Consider the following 24525-nt stretch of genomic DNA (forward strand, 5'->3'; position numbering starts at 1 on the left):
AAGAGCAATTAACCTACGCTCATTTCCAATAAATTACACTCTTTTCGTAACTTCACGCTGCAAATACTAATGCAAAAAAAGATGATATTATAATTCGGTTATACTCAAGATATGTCAACTGTTTATATGACAGTCTCTAGACTTTCAAAAATGTATAATCATTAATAAAACTCCCAAAAGCTATATTCAGATCTGTTTTTATCATAGGTATCATTATATTCCGAAGAGGCAATTTTCATTTTCTCACGCATGTCCTTTATCATTTCTGTATATTCCGGGAAATTTGCCAGATTATTTGTTTCCCAAGGATCTGTTTTTATATTAAAGAGTTGTGTAACTCTTGAGCCAGATATAAAATTACCAGTTTGCTTATTGTAATCCTTAGCTCTAACATATTCAATTAGTTTGTAATTACCAATTCTTATTGCACGTTGGTGTTGTCTGTATGCAAAGTAACAATATTCTCTGACATCTTTCTGTTTTCCTTTTATCACCGGTAACAGACTTTTTCCATTTACGGATTTAGGAATCTTTATATCAGTTATATCCAGAACAGTAGGCATTATGTCATGTATATGACATAAGGCATCAAATCTTTTTCCATGGTATTGTTTATCTAAAGCGCCACCTGAGATAATAAAAGGTACATGGATTCCATCCTCATTATATAAGTTCTGTTTGCCCATAAGACCATGGTTACCAACTGCCAGTCCGCTGTCACCTGCCATAATTATTATTGTATTATCATATAATCCGGCATCCTTTAATGCCTTTATTACAAGTCCTATTTGTGCATCTGTATGAGTTATGGCTGCATAATAATCAGATATTTTTTCCTTTATTTCATTTTGCGTTCGTGGCCATGAAGCCAGTTTCTCATCTCTGCTCACATAATCTCCATTATCAAAAGGATGTTGCGCCATGAATGATGGAGGAAGATTTATTTCGTTGGCAGGATACATATCCTTATATTTTTTAGGACATTGACAAGGATCGTGAGGTGAAGGTAAAGAAAGATAGACAAAAAAAGGATTCTTATTATCATAATCTGAAATGAATTTCATAGCATCACCAGACAATAGTTCAATGATATGCGGAGCTGTATTTTCATTGCCTATTGGTCCATATGGTTCTTTGCCGACAATTCTGTTGACTGTATTACCATTTTTATCATATTCGCACAAATAACAGTTCTTTTTACTATATTCTCCTTCACTATTCCAATATGAGAACGGCATTCTGTATTTGTCAAGAAGATACAAAGGTTGGCCTGTCACTCTACTCCCACTATTAAATGAACGTGCTAATGATTTATTGTCCTGATGCCATTTCCCTATATGATAACAAAAATATCCAGCTTCCTTAAATGCTTCAGGCATCATTGTATGCTCAACCGGAATATTATGACCGATTCCATTTAGAGAAAACAGATTTCTTCCTGTAAGCAGCATGGCTCTACTTGGAACAGAAGTAGCTCCAGTAAAAGCCCCTTGCAGATAAGCATTTGTAAAACAGATACCGTTATAAACCAGATTATCAAGATTTGGAGTGATAACAGCTTCACCTCCCAATGCGTGTATTCCTGTATATCTGTGATCATCTGTATATATAACTACAACATTTGGTTTATTTACGTCTTTTGCTGATAAATTGTTTGCACACATATATAGTCCTATGCAAGAAAGACATGTACCACTTAATAGTATTGATTTCATATCCCTTATGTTTATTTTGAATTCACTTAAAAAAATATCTTCTCCATAGCAATATTACAGTTCTATTTAAAAATACCTTTATACCATCCACTTCCCCAAAGTGAACACCAGAATATATTTTTATCATTGATGTCGGGCTTGATATCAACAATTTTATCAGGTTGTCCGAGATTCTTATTCACTTTTATCCATGTCTTACCACCATCTTGCGACAGGTATGCACCAGGATTTAACAATGCTTCTCTATTGTTATAACCAGGATAGCCCGCAGAACTGACAATGATTATATCTGAATCAAGTATTGAAGTCTCAGTTTGCCATACATAAGGCATTTCGAATATTTTGTTCCATGTTTTTCCATTATCATTACTGCGCCATACACCGCCTTCATCAACATTACCACCTTTATTACCGCAGGAAATATATATGGAACCATTATTCTTGTCAACAAATACATTATTAACTGACTTGATTTCGGTCGGAATGTCTAATCTTTCCCATGATTTGGCACAGTCAACAGATTTATATAATCCTCCTTTAACATTTCTCACCATGTTTGATGCAGCATAAAGAACATTTGAGCTCTTAGGGTCAATACACAAACGGTTAATACTACAACCATCAGGCAAACCAATATTGGCCATATCCCAGTTATATCCACCGTCATGGCTGGCATAAATCCCGTAACCGTCAAAATCGCTAATCTTACTGCCCTCTCCTACTTCTGTCACTGCTCTACGGTGAACACAGAAATAAATGTTATTTGGATTATCATAATCAACAATCAATGAATTCTGATAAATATGATTTCCGGAGATATTAGGATTATTATAATCTATAGGTTTAGCTCTGTTAGTCCATGTTTTTCCTCCATCAGTTGAAACTCTGAAGTGTCCTCTGTGTGCCTGACGGAACAACAAAATATAAATTTCGTCAGGATTTTTAGGATTTACGGCTACATCTGCAACAGAATGAGCCCCATCCTTATTACACTGGCCTTCAAGTTGTTTTACAGCTACAGCAGATTTGTCAGGATAATTACCCGGATCAGTAGTTTCCCACAAGCCATGCTCACCACAACACAGTAAGATTCTGTCTTTCACTCCTGTGTTAAGCAATATATTACGTCCCGGCAGATTACTGTCGCCTCTGCCTACCCATTTGCAGCTTCCTGGTTCAGTTTCATAATCGTCTATCTGTTCCCAAGTCTTTCCTCCGTCTGTAGAGCACAGAGTTTGCTGATCAACTTCAATGTAAACATCACCTTTAGAATTTATATTAATAAATCTGTTACCAGCAGAATAGTCGATCATGTCTAATGACTTTTGCAAATGAGCAAATTTCATATTACATCCTAATGGATTATTCCTTGAAGTCCAATAATCCGCATCTCTTTTTTCATCCCAATATTTACCAGTTCTTGCACATGCAATCCATGTTTTACCGCCATCCTCAGTCTTCATTACTTCACCTATTGTAAAAGAACGGTCATGTTTGGCATTCGAAATTACATAAATTTCATTCTTGTTACTAGGATTGACAACAAGTCTGTTAAACACAGGAATTATAGATTTTGGCTGCTTTTTCAAAAGGCTGTAAGTCTCTTTTGTAGAAATACCGAACCAGTATGAAAGAGTTTTAATATACTGGAAATTCTTAATACTGCCATTAGATATTTTGGTCATGTCTATTGGCATATTTCCTGTTATGTCAGTCCATGATTTAGCTCCATCAGTACTTTTGTATATACCTCCTTTAAAAGTAATATCACCCGAAGCTGACTTTTCATAATATGTCTGGTCTATTGCATAAAGAATAAACTCCTTACTTTTTTTATCATAATATGATGTCAAGTCACGTGGAAGATTATTAGGCAATCCATTGGCTGAAACTTTCCACGATTTTCCACCGTTTATGCTTTTATACATACCTTGTCCGCAAATCATATATACAACTTCAGAATTTCTTGGATCAACTATTATTTTTCCTATATCGGCACCTTCCGGTATACCATTTGTAAGTTTCTCCCATGATTTGCCACCATCGGTGGTTTTCCAAATATGTCCGTAAGCAGCAAACTTAAACTTTATACCATTCAAGTTCTTCAAACTACGGTGATTTTCTTTTACGTTCCAAAAGTCACCGGCACCGGCATACCATACTTTATCGTTATTAGGATCTACAGCTAGAGCCGAATGACGTTTTCCCAGTTTATAAATACAATTCCATGTATGTCCCATGTCATCTGTCTTATAAACTTCACCGTTCCAGTCAAGTGCCAAACCAAAATCAGGATTCTGACGAGAGAAATCCATTTCAATTACACGTTTCATATCCTGTCCGGTTCCATCACAATCTTTCAAAGTCTGCCATGAATGTCCTCTATCCCAAGTACCATAACTTACATGCATATCGGGACCCATAAACATTACATTGTCGTTTGTGGGGTGAATCCAGAACTCTTCACAATAACCGGCCATTCCAGGACCAAACTGCTTCCATTCCAGTCGGTCGGAAGAAATAATTTTTTCTGTTTGTAATTTCTTGAAAAATTTTTTGTCCATTTGTGCCGAAATTGTTACCGGTACAATAGCAAACAGACAAGTAACCAATTTAACTAAACTGTTCATTCTATATATAACTCTATTTTATATTTCCATATCTACTATCCTCCCAGAAAACGCCATAAGCATTTTCCACCTTCATAGGGATACAGAAATCGTTATAAGTATTATCAACTCCATTTTCCTTCAACGATATCCATTTAAAATAAGTAAGCGGGAAATAAATCTTGAAGTCTTTTTTCCAGTAAGGATTTTTCTTTGTCACTTCCTTCTGTATTTCATTTGTAAAGTCTTGTGCTTCAATTTTTATACCCTTACATATAATCTGGAAATCCATCAAATGTTTCATAAAAGAAAGTTTCACGGAGTCGTATTTGCTGTCGCGTCCCAAATTTTTCTTATAGTACGGATCCTTCACTTTATCATAAAGCATAATCTCGCCTTCAAACGGGAAATAAGCCATTCTATATTGCTTATCTTCAACCATTTTATAAGAATCACAAAATTCCGCGAAGTTAACATCTCTTTGGAATGATTTATCATTAACCATCTTTGACATTGATCTGGATAAGCCCAAAGGAACAGTGTCATTAGCTATTTCCAGACAAGTTGCTGCAATATCAAGATTGCTCACTAAAGCGTCGCATCTGTCACCGTTCTTCAAATCAGGGTGATTAGCAACAATCATAGGAATATTCTGGTGATAAGGATATGGGAATGGTCCCTTCTGATTCTGATTATGGTCACCTATCTGGTCACCATGATCGGCCGAAAATATAATTGTAGTATTCTCAAGAAGGCCATTTTCTTTAAGGAAATCCAGAATTCTCACAATCTGATTATCTTCAAGCTTTATTTTTTCGGCATAAGCAAGACGTTCTTTTTTCAATAATTCTTCATTATTAAAATAAGGACTTCTCACTTTGATTACAGAAGGTAGTTCATTCATAGAAACTTTTATTCTGTCGGGTATTTTACTTTCATCGGCCGAACCTTTCAATTCCTTAGGCGGATCATAAGGACCATGAGGTCCCTGAAGAGACAACCACAGAAAGAAAGGTCTATCACCGAATACTCCGGCATTAAAATCATCCAGAAAGCATAAAGCATTATCAGTAGTCCAATAGTCATAATGCTCATTCATCGGCTTGGCAAAGCTCAATCCTTTACTGAAATGATTGTACCGCTGAATTTTCTCATCTGGATATTTTTTCCTCATATATCTCACATAAGGTTCATTATCTTTCAGTCGGCTCTCCTCCATAGGTATATAAATATTAAAACCTTTTGAGTCATTTGCTGGTGCATGATGCAGCTTCCCGAAAGCAGCCGTAATATATCCGTTATCTGTCATACGCTTTGGAAGATAATCCAGTCCCTCATTAAAAATATGGTCATTTGTCCACACACCGTGAGAGCTTGGATATAAACCAGTCATAATTGAAGCACGTGCAGGTCCGGATACAGGCGAAGCTGTTGTCGCATTGTCAAACACCACTCCCATCCGTGCAAGTCTGTTTATCCCTTCTGTTTCAACCATTTTCCCTCCATATATGTTAAGGAAATCCGGTCTCAGCTGATCACACAAGATTACCAGAACATTTCGTTTTCCACCATTGTCGGCAACATTATTTGCAGCATAACATCCCAATGGCAATGACATCAGGAGGTATTTGATATAATTACTATTCATTTTACAAACCCTTTATAGTGTTTTAAAGAAATTATTATAATACGGAGTAACATCAAGCTGGTCGTTTACTTCTTTCTGAAGGTCTTTCAACTGAAGCAGCAGATTATCCATCAAAGATTTATTTTGAGGATCAGCAGCTATATCATTCATTTCCAACGGATCCTTTTTAATGTCATACAGCCTCACCACATTAATCATAGGATATATAATCATCTTATATCTGTCAGTACGAACCATTCTCTGTAATCCGTAATAGCCTCCATAAATAGCTTTTCTAGACTCTTTAGTCTCCCCTTTAGCCAAAGGCATCAGGCTCTTGAAATCAATTTTATCCATATCCTTGCTGTCGGCCAAGTCCATAGCCGATGCCATAATATCTTGCAAGTAAACCATATTATGCAGTGTCTTTCCTTTCTTTACACCAGGCCCCGAAACAATAAGAGGAACCCTCACACTTTCGTCATACATATTCTGTTTACCGAACAATCCTCTTTCACCTATACTTATACCATGATCGGCAGTAAAGAATATATAAGTATTGTCTTTTTTACCGCTTTTTTCAAGTGCATCAAGAATTTTACCGATCTGAACATCCAGGTGAGTAATTAAGGCATAATATTCCTGTCTGTTAACCTGAACAGAGTATCTGTTACGTGGGAACGGTGCAAGATTTGCATCTCTCAATTTTGGACCGCATCCTATAAAATCCTTATACGGATACATCGGCGCAAAGCTTTTGGGTATAGAAATTTTGTCGGCAGGATACATGTCTATATATTCCTTTGGCGACTGTCTTGGGTCATGAGGGGCATTAAAAGCAATATACATAAAGAAAGGTTTATCCTGTCCCTTAGCATCATCTATAAACTCCAAAGCATCTTCACAGGTGACCTCACTCCAGTGTTTACCACCTTCCCAAAATCCACCTTTACTTTTATCATATGGAGTCCAGACCTCTTCACGTCCTTTTATGAATTTTCTTTCATAATAATCCATTGACTCTTTTGGCATACCGCCTCTCACGTGTTTCACTACATCAAACACTTTGTCAGGACTTGCTATTACATGCCATTTACCAGTCATATATGTCTTGTAACCCGCTTCACTCATATATTGAGGCCAGTATTTCTCCTGTTGAACAAAATTATGAACATAAGGTTTAGACTCTTTAGGCCAGTTCTGAGCCATTTGTCTTGCAAAATTAGGATTATCAGGCTGTCTGTTACAAGCATTCCATAAATATCTTCCCGTAGTAAGCATGGCACGGCTTGCAGCCGAAACGGCTCCCGACCATGATCCCTGATTGAATGCATGAGTAAAGAAAGTGCCTGATTCTCTCAATCTGTCAAGATTAGGACTTATAACTTCTCTTTCAGACATGATAGCGTCAAGAGCATCAACAGTCATGTCATCTGCAAAAATAAAAAGGATATTAGGTTTTTCCTGGCTCATAATCTCATGAGCAGGCATAACAGATAAAAACATAGGTAGAAGTTTAAGTTTCATGGTTATTAATTTCTAAATTGCAGTTTATATGTTTAATTAATTACAAAATTCTTTACATCTATCTTTACAAGAGGTTTACGCTCATCTCCCGTTTTTGTATAAACCTCACAGTTTCTTATCTTGATACCGTCAATATGGCGAAGGAAAAATCCGTACGAAGGCAATGCTCCGCCAAGGCAAGAATACTCAGGCCAATGATGTTTCATTGAATTAAGATCAAATTCCGGAATGTTCACTCTTTTTGCATCAGCCTTGCTTCCACCACCTGCAAGATGCATATTTACATTATCAATAGTTATATTTTCTATATCATGTCCAGGTATTCCTGAAATAACTATACCACAATTTTTATCAAGCTCTTCGTTGTCAACTATAAAATTGCTGAACACAAAATTCTTCATATACTGTAAAGAGTCAAGCTGGTCAATCGGAGCATCCACACAAGCTCTCTGCTTGCAGAATGTCATAAAAATAGGGCGGGGAACATTTTTCATAACAAGATTGCTGAACACCATATTCTTCATACATCCGCCTTCATTCTGCTGGATTTTAAGACCCGAATCGTCAATATCAAGGAATGTACAGTTCGAAACTGTAACCGAACTAATTTCACCCATCGAAAGAAGTCCTATACGCAACCCTGCCCATTTACTTTTAAATATACAGTTTGTAACTACAATGTCTTTGCAAGGTTTGTCTTTTCTTGAAGTCTGCAGGCAGATACTGTCGTCACTTGTATCAAACGAACAGTCGCTTACTCTCACATTAGTGCAACCGTCAAAATCAAGTCCGTCACCATTTTTGTTTACACGGCTCACTATTCTGATACCTCTTACAGATATATCATTACAATATAGCCATGCCGAAGTCCATGCAGCAGGATTTACAAGAGTTATATCCTTAACTGTTATTCTGTTGCAATCTTTAAAACGGATAAGCATGGGGCGCTGCGATTTGAAAAACTTCTGATGTCCGTTTCCGTCAATAGTACCCAACCCCTCAATACCTACCGATTCGGCATTTTCGGCATATATAAAACACCTGTCCATGTGTTTCTCACGTTTGTACATTATTTTATGAGTATCACGTGCATAATCATTTATATCCGGACTACCCAAAAGTGTAGTACCATTAGCAACATGAAGCGTTACATAACTTTTCAGATATAAAGTTCCGGTCATAAACTTTCCGCCACCTGTAAGCAAAACAGTTCCACCACCACCGGCACTACAGTCGTCTATTGCCTTTTGGATAATTTTCGTATTATCAGTTACCCCGTCACTGACAGCACCGTTTTTTCTCACATCAATAGTCATTGCATTTACAGCACAGTGACATAACAAACACAGCGATACTAAAAGTTTTATTTTCATAATGATAATCAGATTTTAAAATTCCAAGTAAAAATATTCTTTTTAAATCACTTAAGAGCGGTAATAAAATATTATAAATAGGGGGATAAAATGCAAAAAGCACTTTATCCCCCAAAAATTCATATCATCTAACCCACCATTCTATTTCTCAACTTGCATAATGGCAGTAGTAACAAAACCTCCGTTATCGTTATATTTTACAGATACGGTATTATTACCGTCTCTCAGAATTTTCGAGTCTACCGGAATCTCAAGAGCTCCAAAAAACTGCTTGCGTGTATTCTGGTCGTATCCCTTTATAACATCACCTTTCACTTCCACAGTCTTATCATTAACTTTTATGTCAGAAGGAACAACAGCCAATCCATGAGCGCGTCCCACACCGAGTCGTAAAACGACATTACCTCCGGCAGCATTCTTCACTCCATCAATATTAAATACAATATCCTTACCCGATTTTACAGGCTGAAGATAATTCTTTGAATAATATTTATTACGTCTCACTTCTTTATCAAACTTGATATCTTTCTTATATTCATAAGTGATAACAGCAGTTTCGCCGTAAGCCAGATTTATTTCAGAAGGAGCAGTCTTATAATCAAGTTCTTTAAGTTCCGGAATCTTATCATCAAAAATCTTGAGAGTTTTTACACTCACTTTTTTAAGATTGTCCCCCATTTTAAGATTAAGTTTTACCTTCTGTTCATTGTCATTAAGATTATTGAGCATCAGATAAAGCTTTTTGCCGTCAGCATATCCCAGTGCCTGAACATCTACATTATCCGAATTAACAAGAACCTGTTCGCCTTCAATATCCTTCAGCATCTCAAAGAAATACTTTCTGTTTGAATACTCATAACTTCCGTCTTCTTGCTTCACCCATAACGACGACTTGGCATACATAGCCGACTGAGGTGCCTTTCCTATAGTAAAAGGAATAGTTCTCACCAACTCATTCTGTCGGTTCATAAAACTCATCACCATGTGAAGTTGCGATCTCACAGCCTGAGAATTAGTTACAGGATGATAGTTACTCACATTAGTCTTTACCTTTTTCTCCAATTTATTTTCCACAGCACCTGTAGCTTTTTCCCATTCAGGCTGATTAGGTACCAGTCGTCCGTATTCAGTAACAGCAATAGGCAGAGGTTTACCAAGTTTTATATAACTGTAAGTCTGCAGCATATCAAGGATAGCTTCAAGATTTGAACCCGAGCGGTGTCCACCGGCATTATTTACTCCCGATCCGTCATAAAGATGTACTGATAATATATCAATATCCTCTCCGGCAATATCAATAAACTGTTTAAAACGATTGTTCCACAATCCGAAATTATTTGCTTCAAATTCAGGGAATGCACTGCCAAATCCCATTATTTTCATATCACTTAACTCAGGAGTGTTCTTCACTGCCCGCGCCACTTCGCGGTGATATTTACATATATATGTAATTACAGCTTCAACTGCCTGTTTTTTCTCAGTACCTTTCAGTCCTTTAGTAAAAACAGCAGCATGCACCATCGGCTCGTTGAAAGGCTCAAGAAATTCCGGGACTAAATCCCATTCATCCTTAAAAGATTCGGCAACATATTCTGATACATCGTTTATATATGGCATAAAATCAATCTTACCGTAATTCAATGTCTTATCATAAAACAATGCTCCCGGAGCCGCAGTGGCAACATAATTGTGCACTTCCCTAACGGTATTATATTTTTTCTTTACACCAGGTATTTTGCCTTTCTTAATTTTTCCAATAGGATAATAGAATCTTCTTGACCCTATAAAATCCTCATCTATATTATAATCCTTTTTGAATTTCTCGAAATCAGAATCAGGCTCATTAAACAGAGCATGAATATTTACAAATTTCTCTCTGGCGAATTCCGACTCGTTTCCAAGATATTTTTTTGTCGAAGGGTTCACTGTTACCGTTACCTGCGCATTAATTCCACCAGCTACTATTACAGCCAGTGCCAAAGTACTAATTTTCAAATTCATATTTTCAATAAAATTTTCATAAAACCTGTACATTCCCAATATTATATATTGTCGTTTTTAAAGTCAGCAGCTATAGCCGAATGTTGCTTTAATTCATTAATTTTCACCTGCGAGCACCCTCTATTCGTTTTCATCATCAGGTACCCTTTGTGTCGACTGCCAGTCCTAAACAGGTACTATTTTTTCATAAGCTACATTTAAATTTCAGGAATAATGCTTTCGTCTATTTCAATAACCTTATCATCTGCACCCAAGGCAAAAGTACTTCTGTTATACTCATTGGTTTTCTGCCAGTTGCACTCTATTCGGCCGTCTCCCAGAACTATATTACCAAGCTTCTTTCTGAGGCATTCGGCCAGTTTGCGGTATTTCTTTTCGTATGCCACGTTGTTTCTCTCCAGTGGGTCAACCCTCAAGTCGTAAAGTGCAGCATCAGCTTCTTCAAGCGATACATCAAGAGCCCATTTCATGTCCTTGTTGGCATCTACACCCATTGTAGGAATGGCACCATCCTTGCGTGTACGCATAGTAAACAGAAAATCCTTGGTTCTTATCATTGCATGCGGTCTGCACACATGATTAATCTCACCTATCACATACTGTCTTTTCTTTGCTTTGCCAGAGGCCACAGCAGCCAGATCATATCCGTCAAGATAGTAAAATTTCTTATCATTAAGGTTATATCCCGCTGCCGACATCAGCGTTGGCATAAAATCCACATGCTCCACAAAATCATTAACAACCTTTCCGGCAGGGAATCTCTTCTTGCCGGACGAAACTGCAATTACCGCTGTATGGTTCGACTGCTCGTATGCAGCAAATTTATTGCAGGCTCCCTGTTCACCCAGATGCCATGAGTGGTCACCACATACGATAAGTATCACATATTCGCGGTTACGTTTCCTGCAGCTTTCCTTAAATTTATCCACTGCAGCCCCTATAAGCGAATCTCCCATAGCACAAAATGCATAATAGTCACGGATAAACTGCTGTTTTTCCTCAGTCTTCATTTTGTCAACCATTGTCTTTTCGTACCACCTCACAATCTGTTTCGGCATCTTTGCAAGCTCTTCCTTGTCAAATTCAGGAATATTATACACTTTATCCTTAAACTTGTCTCTGAAAGTTTTCGATGGCATAACCGGAGTATGCGGGAAATGGTATCCTATATAATAAAGTTGAGGTTCATCGTCGGCAGGTCCGTCCACAGTAACCCCGGTAAGCGACTTGTACTTCTTATTCATGCTGTCAAGATATCCGTAAAACTCCTGGTTAAGATATCCGTCGTTTGTACGTTCGGTAGGCATAGTGTTTTCTCCTCCCAATATAGTATTAGGATATCCCCCCTTACCTTTCTGTCTTTTTCCCGTGTAACTTAACAGTATATCCTGTTTTTCGTGAAATTTCCTTGCAGCCTCTATGTCACTCTCTCTCAGTTGGGAATCTTTTCTGTCGGTATAATACTCATACCGGCTTCCGTCGGGATACTGGAAAACGTATTTTCCTCCGGCATCTTCACCCTTCCATATTTTTTCGGTTGTCCAGTCAAAATATCCGTTTGCTTCAATATCCTTTGTATTGAAAAAAGTATCATACATAATAAAGTTTGAATCTTTGCCAGATTTGTTTTTAATCTTGCTTCGTACACCAAGCTTACCAAAGCCTGTGGTATTATAGCCAGCTTTTGATAAATATTCGGGCATAGTGACAGGATTAAAATCCGGATGAACATGAAAATATTCAAATCCGTATACACCTCTGTGATGAGGATACAAACCTGTATGCATGGATGCTCTCGACGGAGCACTGCCCGGACTGTTGCAATACGAAGCAGTAAACAGTACACCTTCCGAGGCAAGCTTGTTCAGTGCAGGCGATGAAACATAACCCAATCTGCTTTCTTTAGTTCCCCTTGTTGCCATATTAAAACATTCAAGGGCATCGGCTCTATGGTCATCGGTCAATATCCATAGTATATCAGGTTTATCCTGTGCTGTCATTGCCATTGTATATAAAGGTAATGACAAAGTTGTCAGTAATTTTTTCATTTCTTTTTTTAAATTTTATAAACCCCCGTTCATCAAGTTTATTACACTAAAATATTTTATTCTCTGAATCCGTATGTTGAATGACGTTTTACTGTTACCTTATTCATAAGGAATGCCATATTATTATGTGCGGCTCCTGCAACTTCTCCAATCGGCTCTAAAATTATCCTCACAGTCTGGTTACCTGAATTATCTGTCATCACCGGAAATACTTTTTCAATTATATTAGGTGTAGCATTAGAAGCTGTAATATTCATTAAATCATAATTTCGTATCTCACCGTCCACGTCGGCACAATATATTTTCCAGCTTTTGGGTGATGTACTCAAAGGACGGAAATCCATCGAAAGTTCAATATCACTTCCTTTATAATCGGAAGGCAAAGGTATTTCAAATATTATCTTACTTTCCGTTTTAGCATCAGCATTAAATGCCATATAATTATATATGTTAGAAAGCCATTTTGAAGCCTTGCAAACCTGATTATTACAATTCTCTTTCAATATAATAGCAGGAATTCCCGATGCCGAATAACCATTTTTCTTACCTGCAAGATTATCAGGTTTACCTCCATTATCCAGTCCTAATTCATCTGTTGAATATGGACAACAAGCCATTTTAGTATTATCATTAATTAATAAATCAGTTCCTGCAGCTGCAGAATCATAAAAACTTGGAGTACTGAAATTCCACTCTGCAAGTCTTAAATCCTCAACCTTAACACTTAAAGTCAAATCTTTATTATTTTCAGGAAGGATAACCATTGTTTCATTATTATATCCCCCAAAGCTGATATTAAACAAATACTCTGTACCTATATTCCCAACTGTACCGGTTATAGGAATATCAATAAATCCGGCACCCATTTCAACATTAATAGAAGAGAAATCCTGTAAAGTCAATCCACTTACAGTACCAACTAAATTGACAAGCTCTCTCTTATATCCGTCCTCATAAGAAAGTCGGATAAAGCTTTCGCCTACAGCTTCACCGGCATTAAGAAACTCGCCTACAAAAGACACATCAGTAATCTTAAGCGGTAAAAGCCCTTCTATAGGAGCTGTAAAACTGATAACAGGCAACTCCGGTGTAGCAGAGATCTTGAGGTTGACTTCTTCACCAGACAAATCCTTTGGCAAATCCCCTCCCAGAGGGAAAACCAAAGTACCACTTTTACCGTTCTCTATAGTTACTCCCTCAGTATCAACAGTTATGATTTTTATATCCGACTCGACTGTGAATGTATATTCTGTAGAATTACCAAATGAATAAGGAATATTCAAGGTTGCAGATAATCCTGTACCTTTCATAATAACACCGTCTATAAAAGGAATTCCAAGAACAGGCCTCGCTGGATCATTCTGTGCCGGAATTCTTTCCACATTCATATTTTCTTTTATAAAACCGGCCGACACAACCAAAGAGCTTCCTGCCGAAAAACCTTTTATCTCACTTGCTGCCGACGAAGGCAGGAAAACATTCTTATCACCCTCAGTTGCAGGAACTTTAATATCTACAGTCTGCGACAAGTCATCTCCCAGGCTGCATGTCAATAGAGTGTTATCAAGTTCATATAGAGATTTTCCTATCTGTTCTACGTTCGAAGCCTGGAAATGCCGTTTAATTACAACAGGCATAGATTCATATTCATGCAACTGCCCTGCATTTTCAATCACATTATATGTAACCTCGCCTACAGATATTTTTTTAAGCAATCCAATCTTTTCTTCCGCAATTTTAAAGCTCAAAACATCATTCACTGTAAATTCAGCATTTCTAAGTGGAATTAAAATTGAGTCGCCCATAACAGGTATATAATCTGTAATGTTTGATATATCCATTCCCAAGCCTGAATTAGGTTTAAGCGAGTCCATAACGGCTAAATATCCGTCCATATACCCGTCTTCCTCACCCGATGCCGCAACAATTGTTTTAATAAACCAGTTGTGGGTATAAGTCAGTACAGTAGAACCGTCGGTTCTTGATAAAGATTCTGCGAGTTTTTTCCTAATATCTGAAATTCCCAATATTCTGGAGCCGGCATCCTGTTTTGCATAATAACTTTTTGTTTCATTGTCAGTAATTACATTAACTGTAAGAACTCGCTCGTCTCTGTCATTTGCATCCATAAGAACAGTAAGACGCGCACTACCCATACCCTCGGTATCCGACGGATGTACCCAAGCAAGGTCATCATCCTCAAAAGATGATTCAAATTCTACAAACCATTTGCCGTCTGTAATGATATCAATCATTAATGTATCCTGATTATTGGCATATTTAGGGACAAGCTCCGATATAAAATAACTGTCCGTATCAGTTTTCATTTCATCACTGCACGAAATAGCCATAAAACAGAAGAGCAGCAGACCCGACAATGCATAAAATATTCTGTTTATAATACTGTAAGTTTTCATTTTTCGCTATTATTTAGATGTTTGAACTACTTCCTTTACATATATGTAAATAGTATAAAATATTTCACCGTTTACTATATCGCCCGATTTTATAGTGTTTCCATCCTTATCGTAAGCACTCCAGCAACCTCCACCGGCTTGCTTGAAATCTGTTGTTCCGTCCTTTCTGTAGTCATTGTAGGCAAATTTGAAAGGCTTGTCAAAGTTATCTCTCACCGATACCATGTGAATGCCCGGCTGAGTGAACCTTACATGCACTTTTATATCTTCCGTTTCAAGTCCCGGCAAAGCATTGCCTTCGGTATCAATATATTCACAACCTTCCGAAATTATGAATTTATGGTCGGTCATTCCCACCGACATGTCAAGAAAGGATAACACATCACCCTGATTCTTCATTATATAAGGATCACCGCTTCCCACTTTGTCTGTATTAGGGTACCCACAGCTACCATCGTCACCAAGCTGTCTCATTATCGGTACCATCGAAAAATCGGCAAAATCAATGAGTTTATAGTCAGGTTCCTTCGAGCATGAAGAAACAAGTAGCGTTATCAGTGCAAAAAACAATAAATATATTCTGTTCATAATAATTCATTTTAATATTATTCATTAATTTCGTTTACCATTGGGTTATTCTGAACTTCTGTCTGAGGTATAGGGTATGTAAAATTCGCTTCAAACGTATAGTTCAAGACTGCATTGTCAAAATCGCTTTTAGCATCAGTACCGGGCACTTCACCTACTTCCAGTAAAGGAAGCCTGTAGGTTGCATTAGCTACTGGGGCAGCTATTTTTATATTTCCGTTCTTTTCGTTCTTTACGTAATATGTACCTTCCTGTATCTTACGTCCCTGTTTCAGACCAAAAGCAGCTGCATCAATGGCAAACTGTTCTTCGGTACTTTTATACGACAGCAGAGGCAGGTCGGTAAAATTCAGTACATACTGCATTCTGTCTTCAATCTGCGAAGCAGTAGCGTCATTCCAGCGCTTAACCAAGTGGTCTATATAAAATATACCACTACCGGGAATATATTCACGAGTATTGTCCATGCAAGGCTTGTTTGTACCTCCTTTCTGGAGCTGGAACTGCGTTAAGTTTCCAAATTGAATATATGCTACAACTTCATCGTTACTGTTCAAAAGTTCATAAATATGAGGGGTATAGTTCGGTGCGGCAGTAACCGGTACCTTATAACCAGCAGATTTTTCTGCATCGGTAAGGAATGATTCATTCGGTTCATTTCTGTACTGTTCATAAAAACAATAATTCTGTCCCACACCGTTAACCGTTCTGCTAAGATATTCAAAACTGTTAATGTATCTGTATCTGTTGTATACAAAATCATTGTCATTAAAACGCCTTGCCCATCTGTTAAGGTCTATCGAGCGCATGGAGAAACCTTCAAGACACAACTCCAAAGGACGTTCGCACCACATAAGAGCATTCATCACCTGAGCGGCAGTATAGTCCTGTTCATCGTATGTAGGTCCGTCACCTGTATATTTATATCTTGACGCGTCAATACCTGTTGAAGCCGATTTGTGTCCGCGCAGTACCAGAGCCGACCTTTGTCTTATTTTATTGATATAGTCAAGAGCTTCCTGTACGTACGCTTCATTGATACCTCCTTCAATAAGGCATTCGGCATACATCAGATACACATCGGCAAGTCTCATCAGACGGAAATTTATACCTGAACGGCTCAGCACAATATCTTCTTTTTTCAGAGTTTTACAATTGGTAAATTTCTTGAAATAAGAATAGTTGTCACTGTTATAACTTATTATCGACTTACCGGCTACTCTGTTCTCACAATAGTAGGGCGGATATCCATAATATAAAGATTCGCAGTCATCATCAACAAAAGCTACAGTCTGCACTGCTCTCAACGGAATTTTCCTTTTATGTTTTGTTACCGATACTATTTTCTTTCCTGTAGCATCGAGTATATAAGGAAGATTCAGGTATTCACCCAAGTCAGGATCATCGTAGCTGATAAAGTTACGAGTATCGTTAAAATCCATTTTTTCGTTTCTCAACGAATCCATAAGCCAGAACGGAGGCAAAACAGCACTATTACCGCCAATGCTGCTGCCCTGTCCGTTAGGAGCAATTGCTTTAGAGAACGAGTTTGCAAGACCTGTGTCACTGTTACCGCCTTCTTCAGGATAGAATTCGGTGGAATAATTGACTTCAAAAATAGACTCACTGTTAAACTCGTGCACATCATAAAAGTTATCGTCAAGATTAAGAGTAAGCTCATAATTATAAGGTTCTGCTCCTTCTTTGTAATACGGTTCTTCGGTAGGTTTGTCCGGGTGATCCATTACAACCTTAAACCATTTTTTTGCTTCTTCATAATTGGCTTCATAAAGATAAAGCTGGCCAAGATATGCCGCTACAGCACCGCTGGTAACACGTCCCAGCTCCTTTGAACTCCATTTTTCGGGCAGATCCTTATAAGCTGTAAGGAACTCCTGAATACAGAACTCAAGAACCTTAGCTTTCGGGGAACGTTTTGCCGGATAATCTTCAGGATCCTGTGGAACAGAAGTCCTTATTATAATCTCACCGTTGTTATACAGATACGAAGCCCAATAATGAAACAGTCCTCTGAAGAAATGTGCCTGTGCTCTTATCAGCTTCATTTTGGCAGCATCAGCTTCGCCCAATCCTTCTTCACCTTTTTGCTTCTCTATCCTGTCTGCAGCCTCAAGAACCTGATTTGAATAGAATATACCTCTGTAAAGATAAGCCCATCTGCTGTTAATCTGTGCAGTAGTGAAGTCAAAATTCTGGTTATACAGATAATTACTGCTGGTAACACCTCGTCTGTTTCCTGTTATGGCAATGTCACTGCGCAACGGTTCCTCAGTAACGCCTAATGTATTGCTTGCCCTTAACACACTGTAAACTGAGTTTAATGAGGCATTAACATCGTCAATATCCTCATAAAACCTATCTTTCTCTATTTTATTAGGATTAGACTGATTTAAGTCATCCACACATGAGGATGCAAAAAACAATAAAAGTAAAGTATATATGTACTTCATAATATGATTCAGTTTTTATTAAAGAATGAATTAGAAAGTAAGCTGGGTACCTATTCTTACCTGCGAACTTACCGGATAACTGCCGTTGTCTATACCTTTGGTTGACAGTCCGTTACCGCCCACTTCAGGGTCGAAACCCGTATATTTGCTCAATGTCAGCAAGTTCTGTCCCGATATATAGAAACGCCAGTTGGAAATTCCCAATTTGGTACAGACATTTTTAGGAAGTGTATATCCTAAAGTTACATTTTTCAGACGAATAAAATCACCGTCCTCAAGGAAGAAATCGCTGTATATACGGTAACTTGCCTCCTTCGATTCATAGACAAGAGGTATGTCCGATGTAGGATTATTTGTACTCCAAGAATAAATAAGGTCTCTGTGAGTTCCGTTTTCAAAAGCTATCTGCTTGGTTACATTCATAACTTTACCTCCGATGGCAGAATACAGTTGTGCAGAGAAGTCCCAGTTCTTATATGAGTAATTAATGTTAAAGCTCGCTTCCCATTCAGGAGTTCCGCTTCCGTAATAAACTCTGTCGGAGTCATTAATTCGTTTGTCACCGTTGGTATCTACATATTTCATAGCACCCACATGTGCCGTAGCATCGCCTGTTCTTTCAATATAATCCTTAAGCTCTTCATCATTCTTTATAGTTCCTTCGGTAGGTATAAGGAAGAATGAACCTACTGGGTAACCTTTCTTTATGGCAAGCATACTGATACTGTTTATTTGCGTGCCTATAAACATCATGTCCGTTTCATCCGATATTTTAGTGACCTTGTTAGAATTTGTAAACCAGTTAAAGCCAAGTGTAAGATTATGTTTTTTCCTAAGCATCTTGTATTTTAAGTCCAATTCTATACCCGAATTCCTCATATCTCCCACATTCAAAACCACTTTTTGATTTGTTGCACCCGAAACAGACGGTGGTACAGAAACATCGAAAAGCATGTCTTTCTTGTTTGCGATATATGCGTCTACACCAAATGTTATCTTATTGTTCAGGAATGCCATGTCAAAACCAATGTTGTTTGAAATAGATGTCTCCCATTTAAGGTCTTCGTTCGACAAGGCTTTCTGTATCATACCGAGAGCTACTTTTTCTTCATCACCGAAAATATAATTATATTTTTCTTCCAGAACAGTCTGCGCCATGTATAGGTTGGAGAATCTGTTGTTACCCGTCATACCCATAGACGCACGCAAACGGAATGTATTAACAGTTTCCTTCAACGGTTTCCAGAATTTTTCGTCCGAGACATTCCATCCTGCCATTACTGACGGGAATAACCCCCAACGGTTTGATGACGAGAATCGTGATGTACCGTCCAGACGGGCCGATAAGCTCAACATATAACGGCTCATGTAGTTGTACTGTAAACGGCCCAATGTTCCTATCAGCACCTCACAGTTTTCATTACCTGAAGCCACGGCATTACCCGTTGCCGCATCAAGCACCTTGATGTCATTGGAGAGGATATCAAAGTTCTTGGCATAGAACATTCCGTTTTCCGATTTCTCGTACGAAAAGTTCAGCAAAGCATTGATATTGTGTTTTTTCTTTATGGATGCAGTGTAGTTAAGTGCATACTCCATACTTATTTTGTTGCTTCTGTTTAATCTGTTGATAAGATAAGACCTGAATTTGTCGCTCTGATTACTCAAAGAACCGTCCGACATATATACCGTCATCTTTGGCATATATTCCGAATAGAATGTATTTCCCATCATGTAAGCAAGTTTAGCACTTGCAGTAAGTCCCTTTATCGGATTATACATAATCTGCAGATTGGCATTTGCCGACGTACTTTCTTCTTTGTTTTCTTGCACAAATTTCTGGCTCATATTAGCCATGTTTTGAGCCGCCTGCGATGCACTTGATGATGTAGGGTCATCATCCGAAACAAATATTTCTGTACTTCCGTCCAAAGGAATATTATAGTACGGTTTCTGAGCCACAGCATATGTTATGGCCTGACCGGGGAATCTGGTACGGTTCCTTACATTACCGGACAAAGAGGTTATCACCTTGAATTTATTTCTGGTAAATGTGGAATTAAATCTTACCGAAGCTTGGTCGAAATCGGAATTTATCATTGTACCGTCCTGCGAAAAATATGTTGCAGTAAGATTATATACAAACTCCTTGCTACCTCCCGAAAATCCTAATGAGTATTCCTGCATGGGGGCATTGTTTACGATAAGCTTGTCGAGCCAGTTTGTATCATACTTGGCCCCGTAAGGATTATAGTACAACTGAAGATATCCTAAATTTCCGTTCTTATGGCCGGTACGAAGATAATTTACATAATTATATTCTGCCACATTACACATCGGTATATCGGTATGCATAAGGTTTTGTATACCATAATATGCATTAAAGTTAACCTTCATTTTTCCCGACTGCCCCTGCTTGGTGGTAATAAGTACAACACCGTTCGATGCACGTGTTCCGTATATAGATGCCGATGCAGCATCCTTCAGGATGTCCATACGTTCAATTTCATTAGAATTTATATAAGGAACACCGTCGTATGGTATACCGTCGATAACGTACAGTGGCTGATTATTACCCGAAACAGAACCTATACCTCGAATCTGTACATTGGCCATACTTCCCGGCTCACCCGAACTAGCCTGCACGTTTACACCTGTTACAAGTCCCTGCATTGCAGAACCTATATCGGCTCCGGCTGTCTTTAAAAGTTCTTCGGCACCTACAGAGCCGACAGCTCCGGTCACTTCTTTCTTTTTCTGGACACCGTAACCAACCACAACAACCTCGTCAATAAGTGCAATATCCTCTTTCAGACTTACCACTACCGGCACACCGGGTCTAACCTGGATGTTTTGAGTTACATATCCTACGAAACTGACTCTTAAAGTCTTGATTTTTTTAGGATTGTTGAAATAAAACTTACCGTCAAGGTCGGTTATCGTACCCTGTTTGGTCTCTTTACAAAATACATTTGCACCAATAATGGGCATACCGTCTGTATCGGAAAGCACTGTTCCTGCCAGCCTTGCATTTTTTTGGAGATAGTAATTCAAACTGTGTCAATCCCTAACAAGCCAAATTATCTCTAATTTTACTTTCGGATAAATATCTGAAAATCAAATAAATCCAAAGTAATATTAAACCCAAAAAATGACAGGCTAAAGGGTTGACACAGTTCTATTTACGTACCCTTTTTTTGTGCAAAACCGGCCAAAGCAATCCATAGCATGAGAAGTATACTCCATTGCCGTTTTTCTAATTTAAATTTCATGGTTAAAAGTTTTTATAGTTGTTAATTAATGTAGTCCACATTTAAAGCTGCAGTACTTACTGTTCCGGCACCGTCGGTGAATTTGAGCAATATTCTATTTTTTCCGGCTTTTATATCGCTTTTATCAATATTAATATCAATTACCCCGAAAAACCCTTCCTTCGTACGGTTTTTCTGATCGTAACCTTTCCAATCGGTAGGGAACTGATATTTCTTGCCGTTAACATGCAGTTCCGGATTTACCTTCTGGCCTACCGGACGTGCTATACCAATCTGCAATACGGCTTTGTCAATACTTCCTTTATCAATATTTATATCGAAACCAATATTTTCTCCCGGCTTAACAGGTTTCAGATATGATGAAGCGTAGAATTTGCGGTTTTTAATTACACCATTTCTGCTAATCCTGTTTTTATACTCAAACTCCACAATACAGGTTTCACCATTATCTATGTCTATAACCACATTTTTACCATTCTTCAGCTTTTCTTCTTCAAGCACCGGAATACCATTCTTTTGTGCCAGGCGACTAACACTTATATTCTTTACCGTATTGTTCTTTAAGACCGCCACATCAAGATTCACGGTTTTCTTTTCTTCAAGATTATTCAATACAACGTATGCTTTCTTTCCGTCAACGAAAGCAAGGGGTAAAATATCTATCTCCGAGCTGTTTATTTTTGAATAATTACCTTTCAAACGGCTCCAGAACTCGAAATACTTTACAAGATGTGTCCACTCCCAGTTTCCTTTTGCATCTTTTTTTGATATTACCCACGGATAAGGATTCGGGTCTTTTCTCCATGATGCTTTACCCGATATGAACGGTATACATTTCAACAGATTGTCGGGACGCGACATGAATTGTACTGTCTGATGGTTTAACGAACGTATTATCTTCCAGTCTCTTTCCTCAGAATAAGGCTGTGTAAGCCAGTCGGGGCGGGTCATTCCGTGTTCGGAAATAAGTAAAGGTTTTACATGTCCGTATTTAATAAATGTATATCCTTCCATCAGATCCATAATACCTTCCATATTACTTCCGCTGCGGAAAGTATCCTCACCCTTTACATTCTTTCCGTCATAAATATGAACCGACAGAAAATCCATCTCATCACCTACAGTATCAATAAACATCTTCATTCGTTCGTTCCAGTGCTGGAAGTCGGAATGAAAACCTTCCACAAATGGCCATGCCGATGCAAATCCTCCCACTTTAAGTTCAGGATAATGCTTGTGAAGTTCCATAGCAACAGCCTTATGATACCTTGCCATTTCCTTCCTTACTTTTTCATCAGTAGCTTCCTTTATACCTTTTTTTCTGTAATCGGAAGCATGAACGTATGGCTCATTCATGGGTTCATAATAACCCGGCAAAGAGTATCCGTTATCAATAAACTGAATTTTAAAGAAATCTGCCATAAGTTTTGCTTCCTCTGTATAATCGGCATTGGTACCTTTCCAGTGAAAGGCATAATTCTTCACTTTACCGGGAGTGGGATGAGACGTCACTATCATATCCTTATACATATCGGGCGAATAGCATGGATATTTCTTGGAGAACTTTCCCCAGTTTGCTGCATGTTTCTTCAACATTTCTGTCGACATACCATTTGCAACCGATGCACCACCACCCGGAATCATAAACGCTCTGCCTATCCCCATTTTTACCTTATTGAGATAATCCCACTCCTCGGCAGAAAATTCATTTCCCGGAGAATTATGTGAATTGAAATATTTTTCACGTTCCAGAGATTTTACTGCTCCATATTCTTTAGACACTGAAAAGTCTGCTGTTACTTTGACATTCTGCGAATAAGTCATTACCGGCAACAATATACCAAACAAGACAGGGTGTATTTCTATTAATTCCAATTTTTTCATGTTTCCTTTTTTAGCACTAAATTTTAACTGTATACAAAATTACTTTATTATGAGCGAATGGCAGGGGGGATAAAAGCTTAAATATAGGGGGATATATCGCAATTAATACATTTACTGTCGCCCCACTCAAAAACCCCACTTTTTAGAAGGGAAAATTCCCCGTAGCATATACATTATTATATGTAAATTTGCAATCGTAGAAACAAATAAATCATAATAACAATGAAAAAACTAATTTTACCTTTAATGGCTGTATTATTTTCAGGAATATCAGCTAATGCTCAGGAATTTAAAAATGCAGGTTTCGAAAATGGAAACACAGAAAATTGGAACACATGGCAGAAAAAAGAAGTCAAAGTTATCAAAGAAAAAAAGAATGTACACTCGGGCATATACGCCGCCATGGTTAACAACGGTTTATGGCAAGGGTTTAACATTAAATACACTGAAGGTGCAAAATACAGAATTACGGCATATACAAAATACAGCTGGGGTGAAGCTCCGTGCCTGAGAGTGGAATATTACAATCCCGACACAAAGAAGATGGAATTAATTAAGGATGTAAATATTGCCAAAGACAGAAATGCTTACAAGGCCACAGTAGTAGAGTTTGACGCTAAAAAGAACGGTTTCGTATATAGATTTACAGCTGTACCGGGAAAAGGTAAAGGCGGAGCATTCTACATGGACGATGTAAAAATTGAAAAAATTAAATAACAATCAAAACAAGATTAACAGTTAAATAAGCAACAATAAGTACTGATGCAGTTAATTGCAGTCCACAGTATTATGGTTAATTATTTTTTTGTCAACAAGGTATTTTAAAGGTATAATAAAGAAGTTTTTAGGGTAACAAACGGAGGAGGCAGAACAGAGGCATCCTCCGTTTGTTATTTATATTTCCCATATTACACTTGTAATCAAAAACGAACCGACGCTTGAAATTAAACGAACCGACGTTTTTGTTCAAACGAACTGACGTTTTCCAAACAA

Annotated in this window: 13 protein-coding genes; 1 reads left to right on the forward strand and 12 read right to left on the reverse strand. The window is 37.9% G+C overall.

The window, feature by feature from the left end; translation table 11 throughout:
• Nucleotides 1-161 precede the first annotated feature (161 nt).
• From QZ379_RS02310 to QZ379_RS02365, 12 genes are all read right to left on the reverse strand, one after another.
• Complete coding sequence (locus tag QZ379_RS02310) at nucleotides 162-1715, reverse strand: sulfatase-like hydrolase/transferase (protein WP_291557881.1); 1554 nt, start codon at nucleotides 1713-1715, stop codon at nucleotides 162-164.
• A gap of 62 nt (nucleotides 1716-1777) precedes the next feature.
• Nucleotides 1778-4279 (reverse strand): exo-alpha-sialidase, encoded by a 2502-nt coding sequence (locus QZ379_RS02315; protein ID WP_291557883.1) that lies wholly within the window; start codon nucleotides 4277-4279, stop codon nucleotides 1778-1780.
• A gap of 79 nt (nucleotides 4280-4358) precedes the next feature.
• Nucleotides 4359-5972 carry a sulfatase-like hydrolase/transferase gene (locus tag QZ379_RS02320; RefSeq protein WP_291557885.1) on the reverse strand — a complete coding sequence of 538 codons (1614 nt, stop codon included), beginning with the start codon at nucleotides 5970-5972 and terminating at the stop codon, nucleotides 4359-4361.
• A 12-nt stretch (nucleotides 5973-5984) separates the two neighbouring features.
• Nucleotides 5985-7478: a sulfatase-like hydrolase/transferase gene (locus tag QZ379_RS02325; protein ID WP_291557887.1), complete on the reverse strand. Its 1494-nt coding sequence runs from the start codon at nucleotides 7476-7478 to the stop codon at nucleotides 5985-5987.
• A gap of 32 nt (nucleotides 7479-7510) precedes the next feature.
• On the reverse strand, nucleotides 7511-8851 hold the full coding sequence (locus QZ379_RS02330) for a glycosyl hydrolase family 28 protein (RefSeq protein ID WP_291557889.1): 1341 nt from the start codon (nucleotides 8849-8851) through the stop codon (nucleotides 7511-7513).
• A gap of 141 nt (nucleotides 8852-8992) precedes the next feature.
• Complete coding sequence (locus QZ379_RS02335; RefSeq protein WP_291557891.1) at nucleotides 8993-10852, reverse strand: hypothetical protein; 1860 nt, start codon at nucleotides 10850-10852, stop codon at nucleotides 8993-8995.
• 197 nt (nucleotides 10853-11049) lie between these two features.
• Entirely contained in the window at nucleotides 11050-12900 is a 1851-nt protein-coding gene (locus tag QZ379_RS02340; protein WP_291557893.1) for a sulfatase-like hydrolase/transferase, read from the reverse strand.
• 56 nt (nucleotides 12901-12956) lie between these two features.
• Nucleotides 12957-15317 carry a hypothetical protein gene (locus QZ379_RS02345; protein ID WP_291557895.1) on the reverse strand — a complete coding sequence of 787 codons (2361 nt, stop codon included), beginning with the start codon at nucleotides 15315-15317 and terminating at the stop codon, nucleotides 12957-12959.
• Nucleotides 15318-15326: 9 nt separating this feature from the next.
• Nucleotides 15327-15905, reverse strand: coding sequence for a hypothetical protein (locus QZ379_RS02350; RefSeq protein ID WP_291557897.1), 579 nt, complete (start codon nucleotides 15903-15905; stop codon nucleotides 15327-15329).
• Nucleotides 15906-15922: 17 nt separating this feature from the next.
• Nucleotides 15923-18376, reverse strand: a complete 2454-nt coding sequence (locus QZ379_RS02355; protein WP_291557898.1) for a RagB/SusD family nutrient uptake outer membrane protein — start codon at nucleotides 18374-18376, stop codon at nucleotides 15923-15925.
• Between the two features lie 30 nt (nucleotides 18377-18406).
• Nucleotides 18407-21430 (reverse strand): TonB-dependent receptor, encoded by a 3024-nt coding sequence (locus QZ379_RS02360; protein WP_291557900.1) that lies wholly within the window; start codon nucleotides 21428-21430, stop codon nucleotides 18407-18409.
• Nucleotides 21431-21669: 239 nt separating this feature from the next.
• Nucleotides 21670-23532, reverse strand: coding sequence for a hypothetical protein (locus QZ379_RS02365; RefSeq protein WP_291557902.1), 1863 nt, complete (start codon nucleotides 23530-23532; stop codon nucleotides 21670-21672).
• A gap of 222 nt (nucleotides 23533-23754) precedes the next feature.
• Here QZ379_RS02365 and QZ379_RS02370 point away from each other — a divergent pair, with 222 nt between their 5' ends.
• Nucleotides 23755-24249 carry a carbohydrate binding domain-containing protein gene (locus QZ379_RS02370; protein ID WP_291557904.1) on the forward strand — a complete coding sequence of 165 codons (495 nt, stop codon included), beginning with the start codon at nucleotides 23755-23757 and terminating at the stop codon, nucleotides 24247-24249.
• The last annotated feature ends 276 nt before the right edge of the window (nucleotides 24250-24525 follow it).

Source organism: Bacteroides sp. (genome assembly GCF_019417265.1).
GTDB lineage: Bacteria > Bacteroidota > Bacteroidia > Bacteroidales > Bacteroidaceae > Phocaeicola.

What these genes read in the sequence shown, in the direction of transcription:
- QZ379_RS02330 (WP_291557889.1), bottom strand. Translation starts at nt 8,851, where the DNA reads ATGAAAATAAAACTTTTAGTATCGCTGTGTTTGTTATGTCACTGTGCT.
- QZ379_RS02320 (WP_291557885.1), bottom strand. Translation starts at nt 5,972, where the DNA reads ATGAATAGTAATTATATCAAATACCTCCTGATGTCATTGCCATTGGGA.
- QZ379_RS02315 (WP_291557883.1), bottom strand. Translation starts at nt 4,279, where the DNA reads ATGGACAAAAAATTTTTCAAGAAATTACAAACAGAAAAAATTATTTCT.
- QZ379_RS02310 (WP_291557881.1), bottom strand. Translation starts at nt 1,715, where the DNA reads ATGAAATCAATACTATTAAGTGGTACATGTCTTTCTTGCATAGGACTA.
- QZ379_RS02335 (WP_291557891.1), bottom strand. Translation starts at nt 10,852, where the DNA reads ATGAATTTGAAAATTAGTACTTTGGCACTGGCTGTAATAGTAGCTGGT.
- QZ379_RS02325 (WP_291557887.1), bottom strand. Translation starts at nt 7,478, where the DNA reads ATGAAACTTAAACTTCTACCTATGTTTTTATCTGTTATGCCTGCTCAT.
- QZ379_RS02365 (WP_291557902.1), bottom strand. Translation starts at nt 23,532, where the DNA reads ATGAAAAAATTGGAATTAATAGAAATACACCCTGTCTTGTTTGGTATA.
- QZ379_RS02355 (WP_291557898.1), bottom strand. Translation starts at nt 18,376, where the DNA reads ATGAAGTACATATATACTTTACTTTTATTGTTTTTTGCATCCTCATGT.
- QZ379_RS02350 (WP_291557897.1), bottom strand. Translation starts at nt 15,905, where the DNA reads ATGAACAGAATATATTTATTGTTTTTTGCACTGATAACGCTACTTGTT.
- QZ379_RS02345 (WP_291557895.1), bottom strand. Translation starts at nt 15,317, where the DNA reads ATGAAAACTTACAGTATTATAAACAGAATATTTTATGCATTGTCGGGT.
- QZ379_RS02340 (WP_291557893.1), bottom strand. Translation starts at nt 12,900, where the DNA reads ATGAAAAAATTACTGACAACTTTGTCATTACCTTTATATACAATGGCA.
- QZ379_RS02370 (WP_291557904.1), top strand. Translation starts at nt 23,755, where the DNA reads ATGAAAAAACTAATTTTACCTTTAATGGCTGTATTATTTTCAGGAATA.